The sequence below is a fragment of the Mycobacterium mantenii genome, from assembly GCF_001667865.1.
Taxonomy (GTDB): domain Bacteria; phylum Actinomycetota; class Actinomycetes; order Mycobacteriales; family Mycobacteriaceae; genus Mycobacterium; species Mycobacterium mantenii_A.
Genome location: NZ_LZJP01000065.1, coordinates 1 through 12990 on the forward strand (window position 1 = coordinate 1; position 12990 = coordinate 12990).

11 protein-coding genes are annotated in these 12990 nt (G+C 66.5%); 7 read left to right on the forward strand and 4 right to left on the reverse strand.

Annotation, left to right across the window (positions count from 1 at the left end; translation table 11 throughout):
- From A5688_RS28540 to A5688_RS09890, 3 genes are all read left to right on the forward strand, one after another.
- Positions 1–101: hypothetical protein (locus A5688_RS28540; protein ID WP_431602698.1), on the forward strand; the 101-nt coding region annotated here is incomplete at its 5' end.
- Positions 102–208: 107 nt separating this feature from the next.
- Positions 209–2158 carry a flavin-containing monooxygenase gene (locus A5688_RS09885; RefSeq protein ID WP_067914424.1) on the forward strand — a complete coding sequence of 650 codons (1950 nt, stop codon included), beginning with the start codon at positions 209–211 and terminating at the stop codon, positions 2156–2158.
- 45 nt (positions 2159–2203) lie between these two features.
- Entirely contained in the window at positions 2204–3229 is a 1026-nt protein-coding gene (locus A5688_RS09890) for an alcohol dehydrogenase catalytic domain-containing protein (protein WP_067914421.1), read from the forward strand.
- Here the strand turns inward: A5688_RS09890 and A5688_RS09895 are convergent.
- The 3 genes from A5688_RS09895 to dtd all read right to left on the reverse strand — a co-directional run bounded on the left by A5688_RS09895 (position 3226) and on the right by dtd (position 5469).
- Positions 3226–4047, reverse strand: a complete 822-nt coding sequence (locus A5688_RS09895; RefSeq protein WP_067914418.1) for an HAD-IB family hydrolase — start codon at positions 4045–4047, stop codon at positions 3226–3228. The two genes, A5688_RS09890 and A5688_RS09895, sit on opposite strands and share 4 nt — an antisense overlap.
- Positions 4048–4060: 13 nt before the next feature.
- The gene (locus A5688_RS09900; protein ID WP_067835302.1) at positions 4061–4972 is read right to left on the reverse strand and encodes a class I SAM-dependent methyltransferase; all 912 of its coding nucleotides are present in this window, start codon (positions 4970–4972) and stop codon (positions 4061–4063) included.
- 65 nt (positions 4973–5037) lie between these two features.
- Positions 5038–5469 carry a D-aminoacyl-tRNA deacylase gene (gene dtd / locus A5688_RS09905; RefSeq protein WP_067914415.1) on the reverse strand — a complete coding sequence of 144 codons (432 nt, stop codon included), beginning with the start codon at positions 5467–5469 and terminating at the stop codon, positions 5038–5040.
- Between the two features lie 51 nt (positions 5470–5520).
- Here dtd and A5688_RS09910 point away from each other — a divergent pair, with 51 nt between their 5' ends.
- From A5688_RS09910 to A5688_RS09920, 3 genes are all read left to right on the forward strand, one after another.
- Positions 5521–5826 (forward strand): MTH1187 family thiamine-binding protein, encoded by a 306-nt coding sequence (locus A5688_RS09910; protein WP_067914412.1) that lies wholly within the window; start codon positions 5521–5523, stop codon positions 5824–5826.
- A gap of 99 nt (positions 5827–5925) precedes the next feature.
- The gene (locus A5688_RS09915) at positions 5926–9231 is read left to right on the forward strand and encodes a helix-turn-helix transcriptional regulator (RefSeq protein WP_067914443.1); all 3306 of its coding nucleotides are present in this window, start codon (positions 5926–5928) and stop codon (positions 9229–9231) included.
- A 16-nt stretch (positions 9232–9247) separates the two neighbouring features.
- Complete coding sequence (locus A5688_RS09920; RefSeq protein WP_067914409.1) at positions 9248–10540, forward strand: competence/damage-inducible protein A; 1293 nt, start codon at positions 9248–9250, stop codon at positions 10538–10540.
- 2 nt (positions 10541–10542) lie between these two features.
- Here the strand turns inward: A5688_RS09920 and A5688_RS09925 are convergent, their stop codons facing one another.
- Positions 10543–11889, reverse strand: coding sequence for a sialate:H+ symport family MFS transporter (locus tag A5688_RS09925; protein ID WP_431602697.1), 1347 nt, complete (start codon positions 11887–11889; stop codon positions 10543–10545).
- On the opposite strand from A5688_RS09925, the gene A5688_RS09930 reads away from it, so the two are divergent.
- A complete protein-coding gene (locus A5688_RS09930; protein WP_067835296.1) occupies positions 11888–12955 on the forward strand; it encodes an amidohydrolase family protein in 1068 nt (355 codons plus the stop codon). The genes A5688_RS09925 and A5688_RS09930 overlap by 2 nt on opposite strands.
- The last annotated feature ends 35 nt before the right edge of the window (positions 12956–12990 follow it).

Below are 12990 nucleotides of genomic sequence, written 5' to 3' on the forward strand. Positions count from 1 at the left end.
GGATCCCACCACCACACCTCGACCGCGGCCAACCCCGCACCAACACCTTCCACCACCCCGAGAAACTCCTCGCGGAAAAAGACGACGAAGACGGCCCGTAGCGGCCCATCCCTTGATCGCGTGCCGAGCGACCGGGTACCGTAGTGCTGCCAATTACGAAACTACGCGTAGCGTAATTGGCTTCCAATCCGTCGAGAGGATCGGCTTGATGCGCAGCCGCTACGCCGGCGATCCCTTCACCACGTCCACGCCCGAGATCGCCGCCGCGCTAGAGGATGTCAGCGTCCCCACGCTGTTGCTCTCGCTCGTCCACATCACCGGCGACCCCCGCTTCATCCGCGACTACAAGCAGATGGGAATCTTCCTCAACGAAGTCCAGGGGTTCATGTCGGAAGAGGACAAGGCCCGGGCCCGCGCCGAGGCCCTGTCGGTGATCGCCGAGTATCGGGACCGCGGTTGCCCTGAACCGCAGCCACTGAGCGCCGAACTCGTCAGGGAAATGCTGGACTGGGCGGCCTGCGAGCACGTCCCCGACGACTACCTGTCGCTGGTTTCCGAAGAGCTCGACCTCGACGGCACCGACCCCCGGCGGCCCGCCCCGCTGCCGGCGGAGCGCACCGCCGAGCTTCCGGTTTTGGTCGTCGGATGCGGCGAGTCCGGCATCCTCGCCGGCGTTCGCCTCAAGCAGGCCAACATTCCGTTCACCATCGTCGAGAAGAACGCGGGGCCCGGCGGAACATGGTGGGAGAACAGCTATCCCGGTGCACGAGTGGACGTGGCGAACCACTTCTATTGCTATAGCTTCGAACCCAACAACGACTGGACACATTTCTTCGCCGAGCAATACGAGCTGCAGGACTATTTCACCAAAGTCATCGACACCCACGGGCTGGCGGAGCATGTCCGCTGGCGGACCGAGGTCATCGCGGCCGAATGGAACGATCCCGACGGCACGTGGAGCGTTTCGCTGCGCTCGGCCGACGGAAAGACGACAACCGTGCGCGCACGTGCGCTCATCACCGCGGTGGGACAACTGAACCGACCCAACATTCCCGCCTTCGACGGAGCGGACACCTTCGAGGGACCGTCGTTTCACTCGGCGGCCTGGGACCACTCGGTCGACTTGAAGGGCAAGCGGGTCGCGCTCGTCGGCGCCGGCGCCAGCGGCTTCCAGATCGCCCCCGCCATCGCCGAAGACGTCGAGCACCTCACCGTGTTTCAGCGGACAGCGCAGTGGATGTTCCCCAACCCGATGTATCACGACGAGGTCGGCGACGGCGTGCGCTGGGCGATGCGCCATCTCCCGTTCTACGGCAGGTGGTACCGCTTCCTGGTGCTCTGGCCCGGCTCGGACAAAGGCCTGGACGCGGCCGAAGGCGACCCGGGTTACGCCGACCAAGACCACGCCGTCAGTGACATCAATGCCGCCGCGCACATGATGTTTTCCCAATGGATCACCAGCCAGGTCAGCGAAGACCCCAAGTTGTTGGCCAAGGTGATGCCGGACTATCCCGCCTGCGGCAAACGCACCCTGCAGGACAACGGCAGCTGGCTGCGGACGCTGCAGCGCGACAACGTCGAATTGGTGCGCACCGCGACCGCCAAGATCACCCCGCATGGCATCGTCACCGCAGACGGGCTGACTCATGACGTCGATGTCATCGTGTACGCCACCGGCTTTCGGCACACCGACGTGCTGTGGCCACTGAAGGTCAGCGGCCGAAACGGCACCGACCTGCATGAGATGTGGGGGAGCCGGCCGTATGCCTACCTTGGCATCACCGTCCCGGAGTTCCCCAACTTCTTCATCGTCTACGGGCCGGGGACTCACCTGGCCCACGGCGGCAGCCTGATCTTCCAGTCCGAACTGCAGATGCGCTACGTCGACCAGTGCCTGGCTCGACTGGCCGAACCCAACGTGCATTCCATCGAGCCGAAACCCGAAGCCGCCACCGACTGGCACCGGCGAACGCAGACGCAAATCAAGAAGATGGTGTGGTCGCATCCTGCCGTCAAGCACTCGTATTTCAGGAACGCCGACGGCGAGATCCACACCGTGAGCCCATGGCGTCTCAACGAATACTGGTCGGCGGTGCGCGAGCCCGATTGGTCACAATTTTCAGTGCGTACGAAAGAAGTGAGCGCAACAGACAAATGAGCCAGACAAAGAAGTGAGCGCAACAAAGAGAGTGAGCCCGCCGATATGCGCACCGTAGTCGTCGATGGCCCGCGCAGCATCAGGGTCGACACCCGCCCCGATCCAGCGCTGCCCGGGCCCGACGGAGCGATCGTGGAGGTGACGGCCGCCGGTATCTGCGGATCCGACCTGCACTTCTACGAAGCCGACTTTCCGATGCCCGACCCGATTGCGCTCGGCCACGAAGCAATCGGCACGGTCGTGGAAGCCGGGCCGGAGGTGCGCAACGTCAAGGTCGGCGACCAGGTCATGGTGTCGTCGGTGACCGGATGCGGCGCGTGCGCGGGCTGCGCCACCCGCGATCCGGTCATGTGTCACTCCGGCTTTCAGATCTTCGGCGGCGGTGTGCTCGGCGGTGCGCAGGCCGATCTACTCGCGGTGCCCGCCGCAAACTTCCAGCTGCTGAAGATGCCCGAGGGGATCAGCACCGAACAGGCACTGCTCCTCACCGACAACCTCGCGACAGGCTGGGCTGCGGCGCAGCGGGCTGACATCCCCTTCGGTGGCACGGTGGCGGTCATCGGCCTGGGCGCGGTCGGCCTGTGTTCGCTGCGCAGCGCGTTTTTTCAGGGCGCGGCAACGGTTTTCGCGGTCGACCAGGTCGATGGCCGGCTCAAGCGTGCCGCCCGGTGGGGCGCGACGCCGCTCAAAGCCCCGGCGCTCGAGGCCATCCTCGCCGCCACCGGCGGCCGCGGTGCCGATGCGGTGATCGACGCCGTCGCCACGGACGCCTCCCTGACCGACGCGCTCAACGCCGTCCGGCCCGGCGGCACCGTCTCGGTTGTGGGTGTGCACGACATGAATCCGTTTCCCCTCAACGCCCTGGGCTGCCTGATTCGCAGCATCACGTTGCGCATGACCACGGCGCCGGTGCAGCGCACCTGGCCCGAATTGATCCCGCTGCTGCAATCGGGCCGACTCGACGTCGACGGAATCTTCACCACCACAATGCCGTTGGACGAAGCGGCCAAGGGCTACGCCACCGCGGAGTCGCGCTCGGGCGACGATGTGAAGATCCTACTGAAGCCCTAGTCCTTCTCGCGGCGGACATGCCTGGCCAGATGGCGCAGCGTCCGCACCGGCCGGCGGCGACCCGACGCCAGGCACATCACCGGCCAGCCGTGCACGGCGGCCGCGGCGGCGAGCCCGGAACGCGGGTTCACCGGGCGCGGATAGCCCACCAGTGACATCGACGGCGCGTCCTCGTCGCCGTCGGCGTAGAAGTAACTGCGTTGCACGGCAACGTCGTTGGCTATGCAGAACTGCCGCACGGCGTCGGCTTTGGTCGGGCCCCACACGATGGGTTTGACGATGTCGCCGGTCAGTCGCCCGTGCTCGTCGAGTTCGAATCGGTTGCACTGGACGTTGGCGATCCCGAGAAAACGGGCTACGGGCAGGGCCTGGATGGACAGCGCCGAGGAACTCAGCACGACGGTGTGTCCGCACCGTTGATGGGCCTGCACGATTTCGTGCATGTGGGTGTAGAGGCGTGAGGCGACCCGCTCGACGAACAACCGCTCACCCAATTCGTCGAGGTCATTGATCGACTGGCCACGCAGATAGCCCGCCGCCCGCACGATGAGGCGCTCAAACTCCAAGCGCCCGAACCGATATCGCAGCGCCGCGTCGAATACCCCGAGCAGTTCACCAATTCCGGCTTGCCGGCGCCTGATTCGATCGCCGAGGTGCGCGGCCGCGGTAAAGCCGTCGACCAGCGTGCCGTCTAGATCAAAGAATGCGCCGATTCGCGGCCCCGGGGTAGCCGCGCGAATTTCCGCGATGGCCTCGGCGGGGGAGAGCCTGGCGACCTTCGTGGTCTTCTGAGTGGGCTCCGACGCGGACGTAGCCATGCCGACCGCCGCCTCACCGCGTCGCCGTGATGTATTGGGACCGCATGAAACTGTCGATCTTCACGTCAACCTCCGGCGGGGTCATGCCGTAACCGGCTTGCAGGTCAAGGGTGTTGCGCACGGGTTCGACGGTCCATCCGTGGGCCGTCAGCCACTCCGCAGGGTCCGATTGGGGTTCGTAGGTCAGGGCCGAGAAGTCCACATTGCCGGACACATTGACCCCTGGGTGGTTCGTCTCCAAAGCGTTGAGCTGGTCGTGGTCCAGTCTGGTCCCCAGCGCGCCGATGGCGATCCGGCTGCCCGATGCGCTGAGCCCGCTGATCCGGGTGAACAGCGCGTGTTGCGCCTCGTCGGTCAGGTAGGGCAGTAGTCCCTCCACCGACCAGGCGCTCGGACTCTCCACGTCAAAGCCGGCCGCTTCCAACGGCCGCGACCAGTCGGTGCGCAGGTCGGCGGCGACCTCGATGCGGCCGGCCTTCGGGGTCGCGCCGTGTTCGTCGAGAACCCGGGCCTTGAATTCGAGGACCTTGGGCAGATCGACTTCGAAGACCCTTGCGCCTTGCGGCCATTCGAGCCGATACGCCCGCGAGTCCAGGCCGGCGGCGACGATTACCGCCTGACGGATGCCCGCCGCGCCGGCGGCATCGAAGAAGTCGTCGAAGAACCGGGTCTGGACCCCGTACAAACGCGGGAAGGCCAGCTCGTCGTCGGAGGTACCCGGATTGGCAAGGACCCCCGCCAGATAGGGGTCCTGCGAGGCGGCGATGAACACTTTCGCGTATTCGTCACGCACCAATGGATGCGGGCTGACCGCATGCAGCGCCCGCCATCCCGCCACGAGCAACGCGGTATACCCCACGCCGCTGACGATGTCCCAGTTGTCGTCGTCGGAGCGGAGCGACCCGAATTCCGGCGTCGTGCCCATGGCCGCCCCTCCCGTAGACATCGGCCGTGAACGGCCGACATTCCCACGGTACCTGCGGGGCGGCCTCAGAGTTCCAAAAACACCGTGACCGGCCCGTCGTTCACCAACTCGACCTGCATGTTCGCGCCGAACACCCCGGTCTGCACCTCGGCACCCAGGCGCTGCAGCGCTTCGGCGAACTCCGCCACCAGCGGCTCGGCCTCCGCTCCCGGAGCGGCCGCGTTCCATGACGGGCGGCGGCCCTTGGCGGTATCCGCGTACAGGGTGAACTGACTGACCACCAGAATGGGGGCGTTGACGTCGGCCGCGGACCGCTCATCGGTGAGAATCCTTAATTGCCAGAGCTTCTCAGCGAGCCGCCGCGCCTTTTCGCGATCGTCGCTGTGGGTGACGCCGACGAATGCCAACAGGCCCTGTCCGTCCGGATCGATGGCACCGGCCACTGTGCCCTCGACCCAGACGGTTGCCGAGGAGACCCGTTGCACCAACACCCGCATGGGCCTCGATGGTGCCAGATTGGCGTTGGCGGGGTTGGGTACGCTCGGTGAATGTCCGTGCTCGTCGCGTTCTCCGTCACCCCGATGGGGGTGGGCGAGGGCGTCGGCGAGATCGTCGCCGAAGCGGTTCGGGTCGTTCGCGATTCCGGGCTGCCCAACAAGACGGATTCGATGTTCACCGTCATCGAAGGCGACACCTGGGAAGAGGTCATGGCCGTCGTGCAGCGCGCGGTCGAGGCCGTGGCGGCCCGTGCGCCCAGGGTCAGCACGGTGATCAAGGCGGATCTGCGGGCCGGGGTCAGCGACGCGATGACGCAGAAGGTCGCCTCTGTCGAGCGCTACCTGTCCGAGGGCTAGGCCTGGACGGCGTCGACCGTCGCTTTTGCTCTGACCGCTCCCGCGATATACGCACATTTGCGGATGTTCGCCCCACGGGGTGCGCCGATGCTGGCTACCATGATCGAACGCGCGGACACGCCGGCCTTGAACAGCAGTGACTGGAGCGACTTGGGCGTGGGTGAATTACTGCCGACCGGAACGGTGACGTTGCTCTTGGCCGACGTCGAGGGCTCCACCCAGCTGTGGGAAAGCCAGTCCGAGGAGATGACGGCCGCTGTCGTGCGCTTGGACCACACCCTGTCCGAGGTCATCGACGCACACCACGGAGCGCGCCCCGTCGAGCAAGGCGAGGGTGACAGCTTCGTCATTGCGTTCACCCGGGCCAGCGACGCGGTCGCGTGCGCGTTGGCGTTACAGCGCGCACCCCTGGCCCCGATCCGTCTGCGCATCGGCGTGCACAGCGGCGAGATCCAGCTACGCGGCGAAGCCAACTACATCGGCCCCACCATCAACCGCACCGCACGCATCCGCGACCTGGCCCATGGCGGCCAAACCGTTCTTTCGGGCACCTCCGAGGCCCTGGTCGCCGATCGGCTCCCGGCCGACGCCTGGCTGAGCGACCTGGGTAGCTACCCATTGCGTGGTGTGCCTCGCCCCGAACGCGTAGTGCAGCTCTGCCATCCGGACCTTCGCAACGAGTTTCCGCCGCTTCGAACATCGACGGCGCCTGTCGTGCGCAATCTTCCGGCTCAATTGACCAATTTCATTGGGCGCCAAGCTGAAATGGCGGCCGTGCGCCGGATTGTCCTCGACAACCGGTTGGTGACGCTGACCGGGGCCGGCGGCGCCGGCAAAACCCGACTCGCCGTGGAGGCCACCGCTGCACTCGCAACCGAGTTCGGTGACGGCGTGTGGTACGTCGACCTCGCACCGATCACAGACCCGCGCGTTGTGCCGATCGCCGTGGCCCGCACATTCGGATTGCCCGACCAACCGGGCCGGTCCACGACGGACACGCTGGTGCGGTTCCTCGGGGAGCGCACAATGCTGTTGCTGCTCGACAATTGTGAGCATTTGCTCGACGCATGTGGACAGCTGACCGTTGAACTGCTCAACGCCTGCCCGCATTTGACATTTCTCGCCACCAGCCGCGAGCCGCTGGGCATCGCCGGCGAGGCGATCTGGCGGGTGCCGTCGTTGTCACTGGCCGACGAGGCGGTCGCGCTGTTCACCGACCGGGCCCGCCGCGCCCGCCCCGACTTCTGCGTAACCGACGACAACGCCGAGCTCGTGCTGGAAATCTGCCGCCGCCTCGACGGCATGCCGCTGGCCATCGAACTGGCGGCGGCGCGGGTACGGGCGCTCTCACTAACCCAGATCGTCGACAGTCTCCACGACCGCTTCCGGCTACTGACCGGCGGCGCGCGCACCGCGGTGCGACGCCAACAGACGCTGCGCGCCTCGGTGGACTGGTCGCATGCGCTGCTCACCGATCCCGAACGGATCCTGTTGCGCCGGCTGGCCGTCTTCATGGGCGGGTTCGACTTCGACGCCGCACAGGCGATCGGCACCGGCGGCGACGTGGAGGTCTACCAGATCCTGGACCAGCTCGGCCTCCTGGTCGACAAGTCGCTGGTGGTCGCCGAAGACGCCCGGGGCGCGATGCGTTACCGGCTGTTGGAGACGGTGCGGCAATACGCTTTGGAGAAGCTCGGTGAGTCCGGCGAGGCCGACGAGGTGCGCACGCGGCACCGTGATTACTACACGGCCACCGCAGCCCGCCTTGAATCGGCGGCCAAGCCGACGTTCGACCGGCTGCTGGAGTGGGCGGAAGTCGAGATCGACAATCTACGGGCCGCGTACGTGTGGAGCCGCGAGATTGGTGATATCAACGCGGCACTGCGGCTGGTCTCGTCGCTTGTCAACTTCTGGAACAGGCGAGGGCGGTTGGCGGAAGGCATTGCCGGGTTCGACGGCGTCTTGACCGACGTACGCCACGAGGGAATCGAACCGGCGGTGTGGGTGCGTGCAGTCGCCGACCACGGAGTCCTCGCGGCGGCGGCGGCCGGCACCGCCAGCACGAAGCGGGCGCATGATGCTCTCGCGATTGCACGTCAACTCGACGACCCGGCGTTGGTCGCGCTGATCCTCACCGCCTGCGGCATGTTGGCTTTCTACAGCGCCGAATTCGCCGAGCCGTTCTTGATCGAGGCGATCGAGCAAGCTGAGATGGCCGGTGACCGGGCGCAGATCGCGCAGATCCGCAACCTGCAAGCAGTCACCGCGTGTTTCGCGGGTGATCCGATCAATGCGCGGAATGCCGCCGAAGAAGCACGAGAAATCGCCGACGCCCTCGGCGACCGGTTCATCTCACGGAACTCTCGCATATGGCTGGGAGTGGCGCTGTGGATGCAGGGCGAACTCGGCGCCGCCGATCGATCGCTCGCCTCCTTGGCCGACGACGCCACGACGGCGAACGAGTTGACCAACAAGGTGAATGGTCATATTGGTCGCGGGGTTGTGCTCGCCCACCAGGGCCAGGCAGCCGCTGCCCGTGCTGCTGCGGAAGCCGCCGAAGAGGGTGCGGCGGCGATGGGCGGTTTCTATAGCGATACGGTCTACGCCGTATTCGCCTACGCCGCACTGGCGAACGGTGACGCCGACGGGGCGAAGCTGGCATGCGAGACAGCCTGGCGGCACACCGTCGGATTCCGCGAGATCTTCGTCAGGAGCATGAGCCCGATGGCCGAGGCGGCGCTGGCGTGTGGTGACCTCGCCGACGCCCGCCGCTGGGCAGACGAAACCGTTGCCGTGGCGCCCGGTTGGTACCGGATGGCCGCATTGACGGCGCGGGCCTTCGTCGCGCTGGCCCAGGGCGAGCCGGAGCAAGCCGAGCGCGACGCGCATGTGGCGCTGAGGATCGTCGCCGAGACGCGGGGTTATCTGCGCCTTCCCGACCTCCTGGAATGCCTCGCGCGCATCGCTGCCGCAAGTGGGACCCATCAGTACGCGGCGCGTATCCTCGGCGCCGCAGCATCTATCCGGCAGCAGGCCGGACAGATGCGCTGGCCATTGCATGAGGCCGGCCTGAACGCCGCGATCACGGTAATCCGGGATGCGTTGGGACAGGATGACTTTGATGTCACTTGGGCAGAAGGGGCTGCGCTGTCCACCGAGGACGCGATCGCCTACGCGCAACGCGGGCGCGGCGAACGCAGACGCCCGTCGAACGGCTGGGCGTCGCTGACACCCACCGAACTCGATGTCGTTCGCCTGGTCGGCGAGGGGCTCACCAACAAAGACATCGCCGCCCGGCTTTTCGTCTCGCCACGGACCGTGCAAACGCACCTCACCCACGTCTATACGAAGGTCGGCGTGACGTCGCGCGTACAGCTCGCCCAGGAGGCGGCCCGCCAGCGCTGAGCCTGCCAGTAGGCTCATGGCGGTGAGCGCACGCGCAGGAATCGTTGTCACCGGAACCGAGGTCCTCACCGGACGGGTCCAAGATGCGAACGGCCCCTGGATCGCCGATCGCCTGCTGGAGCTGGGCGTCGAGCTGGCCCACATCACGATCTGCGGCGACCGGCCCGCCGACATCGAGGCGCAGCTTGGGTTCCTGGCCGACCAGGGTGTGGACCTTATCGTCACCAGTGGCGGTCTGGGGCCGACCGCCGACGATATGACCGTCGAGGTGGTGGCCCGCTTCTGCCGACGCGAGCTGGTGCTGGACGCCGAGGTCGAAGAGAAGATCGCCAACATCCTCAAGAAGCTGATGGCGCGCAACCCCGCGTTCCAATCCGCCTTGGATCCCGGAACTTTCGAGTCGCTGCGCGCCGCGAATCGCAAACAGGCGATGATTCCCGCCGGGGCTCAGGTGCTCGACCCGGTCGGCACCGCGCCCGGCGTCGTCGTCCCCGGCAAGCCGACGGTGATCGTGCTGCCGGGTCCGCCGCGCGAGCTGCAGCCCATGTGGCACACGGCCATTGAGACACCCGCAGCGCAGGACGCGATATCCGGCCGGACCGAGTACCGGCAGGAAATGCTGCGGATGTTCGGGCTGCCCGAGTCGGGGCTGGCCGAAACGCTGCGCGACGCCGAAACCGCCGTGCCCGGCTTCGCGCAACTCGAGATCACCACCTGCCTGCGACGCGGCGAGATCGAAATGGTCACCCGGTACGAGCCCGATGCGGCGGACGCGTACGCACAATTGGTCAAGTTGCTGCGGGAGAAGCACGGCCAGCAGCTCTACTCCGAGGACGGCTCGCGCGTCGACGATCTGGTGGCGCAACTGCTGACCGGGCACCGGATCGCGACGGCGGAGTCCTGCACCGCGGGACTGCTGGCGGCGCGGCTGACCGATCGGCCCGGCTCATCGGATTATGTGGCCGGCGGCGTCGTGTCCTACTCGAACGAGGCGAAGACGGAGCTGCTCGGCGTCGACCCGGCGCTGATCACCGCGCACGGCGCGGTCTCAGAGCCGGTGGCCGAGGCGATGGCCGCGGGGGCGTTGCAGCGCTTCGGGGCCGACACCGCGGTCGCGATCACCGGAATCGCCGGCCCGGGCGGCGGTACCGAGGAAAAGCCGGTGGGCACAGTATGTTTCAGCGTGCAGGCCGACGGCCGCACCGATACCCGCACACTGCGGCTTCCCGGCAACCGATCGGATATCCGGGAGCGCTCGACGACGGTGGCCATGCACCTGCTGCGGCGGCTATTGGCCAACGACGAATAGCGTCACGTCACTTCGCTTGCAAGGAAAGCGCTTTGGGTGGTGCCGAACCGGATCCCGGTGGCGTCCTTCCCGATCAGTGTCAGCACCGCGACCGCGATCAGCACCGGCACGATGGTCGCCGCCAACGCGAACGGGTAGCCGTGCGATTCGGCAAGGCGTTCCTGGATCGGCAAGTTGAACGCGGCAAGCAGGTTTCCGAGCTGGTAGGTCACGCCCGGGTACAGGCCGCGAATGGCATCCGGGGACATCTCGGTGAGGTGGGCGGGGATCACGCCCCATGCGCCCTGCACGAAAAGCTGCATCATGAACGAACCCAGGCACAGCATCGCCGCGCTGCGCGAGTACGCGAACAACGGGACGATCGGCAGCGCCAGAATCGCACAGAAGACCACGGTGTAGCGGCGGCTGAACCGCTGCGACAGCGTCCCGAAGACCAGACCCCCGAAGATGGCGCCGACGTTGTAGACGACCACGATCCACTTGACCGTCGTGCTGGACAGGGCGGCGCCCTGGTTGGCGTGGGCGCCCAGGAACGTCGGGTAGACGTCCTGCGTCCCGTGGCTCATCCAATTGAAGGCCGTCATCAGCAACACCAGGTAGACGAACCGCCGGATGATCGCGCCGCTGCGCAGCACATCGCGGATCCGGGTGCTGGTGAGCTTCATCTGGTCCTGCGCGGCTTCCCAGACCTCCGACTCCTCCACCCGGTAGCGGATGATCAGGCTGATCAAGGCGGGGATGACGCTCAGGCCGAACAACCACCGCCACGACAGCCCCAGCCAATCCATCACCACCAGCGAGGCGACGCTCGCCAGCAGGTAGCCGAACGCGTACCCCTCCTGCAGCAGTCCGGAGAAGAATCCCCGTCGTTCGACGGGAACCTTTTCCATGGCGAGCGCGGCGCCGAGCCCCCACTCACCGCCCATGCCGATGCCGTACAGCAGCCGCAGGATCACCAGCACGGTGAAGTTGGGCGCGAAGGCGCACAGGAACCCCACCACCGAATAGAACATGACGTCGACCATCAGCGGCAGCCGCCTGCCGACGCGGTCGGCCCACAGCCCGAACAGCAGCGCGCCGACCGGGCGCATGATCAGGGTGGCCGTGGTGACGAACGCGACCTCCGCCTTGCTGTGATGGAACGTCTTGGCGATATCGGCGTAGACGAGCACCACGATGAAGTAATCGAAGGCGTCCATCGTCCAGCCCAGTAGAGCCGCGACGAATGAGTTTCGCTGATCGGTGGTCAACTTCTGTCGAGGGTTGGTCACGTCAGCATCGTGGCCTACACAGCGCGTCGGCGCGACCTGTTTCAACATCCGCGGTCCGGGAGTAAGTTCCGGATACATGCGGATCATCGATGCCGACGGACACGTCGCCGAGAATTCTTCGCTGGCAACCGAAGCAATCAAGCGATGGCCGGAACACGTCAAACCCAGCACACACGGTCGGCTCGGCTTGACGCTCGAAGGCCGCAACTATCCCGAGGACCAGGGCCCGGGGGCGGGATGCCCACCCGAGCACGGGATCAGCAAGGCACCCGACATCAATTGCCGCTCACCCGAGGGGGTGCTGGGCGACGCCGATCGCGATCATATCGACACGATGGTGCTGTATCCGAGCATGGGCCTGTGCGCGCCCAGCCTCGAAGATCCCGATTTCGCCGCCGGATTCTCCCGCCTGTACAACCAGTGGATCGCGGACTACTGTGCCTCCTCCGGCGGCCGGTTGCGCGGCGTCGCGGTGACGCCGATCGAGCACGGCCAAGCGGCCATCGACGTCATGACCGAGGCCAAAGAGCTTGGGCTGGTTGCGACTTTGGTGCCGCCGGCGCTCAAGAGCCGCAACCTCGACCACCCCGACCTCGACCCGTTCTACGCCGCCGCCGTCGACCTCGGCATGCCGTTGGGTGTGCACGGCGCCCCGGGCATCCATCTGCCCAAGATCGGGGTGGACCGCTTCACGAACTACATTCAGGTGCACTGCATCAGTTTTCCGTTCGACCAGATGACGGCGATGACCGCGATGGTCTCGGGCGGGGTCTTCGAGCGCCACCCCGAGTTGCGGGTCGCCTTCCTCGAAGCGGGCGCGGGCTGGGTGCCGTTCTTCATCGATCGGCTGCACGAGCATTACGAGAAGCGCGGCGACTGGGTGGAACGCGGCTGGCGTCGCGATCCGCACGAGTATCTGGCCGCCGGCAACATCTGGGTGACGTGCGAGCCGGAGGAACCGATCCTGCCCGGCGTGATCGACGTGCTGGGCGACGATTTCATCATGTTCGCCAGCGATTACCCGCACTGGGACGGTGAATGGCCCGAGAGCACCAAGCACCTGCGCACGCGGAGCGATATCAGCGAGGACTCCCGGGCGAAGATCGGCGGCCTGAACGCGCAACGCTTCTACAACCTGAATTGAACGGCTGCACAATCCTCGCGGCAGACGGCCCGATA

Excerpts from the sequence above, each read along its gene's own strand:
- A5688_RS09885 (WP_067914424.1), top strand. The coding sequence starts at position 209 with ATGCGCAGCCGCTACGCCGGCGATCCCTTCACCACGTCCACGCCCGAG.
- A5688_RS09890 (WP_067914421.1), top strand. The coding sequence starts at position 2,204 with ATGCGCACCGTAGTCGTCGATGGCCCGCGCAGCATCAGGGTCGACACC.
- A5688_RS09895 (WP_067914418.1), bottom strand. The coding sequence starts at position 4,047 with ATGGCTACGTCCGCGTCGGAGCCCACTCAGAAGACCACGAAGGTCGCC.
- A5688_RS09900 (WP_067835302.1), bottom strand. The coding sequence starts at position 4,972 with ATGGGCACGACGCCGGAATTCGGGTCGCTCCGCTCCGACGACGACAAC.
- dtd (WP_067914415.1), bottom strand. The coding sequence starts at position 5,469 with ATGCGGGTGTTGGTGCAACGGGTCTCCTCGGCAACCGTCTGGGTCGAG.
- A5688_RS09910 (WP_067914412.1), top strand. The coding sequence starts at position 5,521 with ATGTCCGTGCTCGTCGCGTTCTCCGTCACCCCGATGGGGGTGGGCGAG.
- A5688_RS09915 (WP_067914443.1), top strand. The coding sequence starts at position 5,926 with ATGATCGAACGCGCGGACACGCCGGCCTTGAACAGCAGTGACTGGAGC.
- A5688_RS09920 (WP_067914409.1), top strand. The coding sequence starts at position 9,248 with ATGGCGGTGAGCGCACGCGCAGGAATCGTTGTCACCGGAACCGAGGTC.
- A5688_RS09930 (WP_067835296.1), top strand. The coding sequence starts at position 11,888 with ATGCGGATCATCGATGCCGACGGACACGTCGCCGAGAATTCTTCGCTG.
- A5688_RS09925 (WP_431602697.1), bottom strand. The coding sequence starts at position 11,889 with ATGTATCCGGAACTTACTCCCGGACCGCGGATGTTGAAACAGGTCGCG.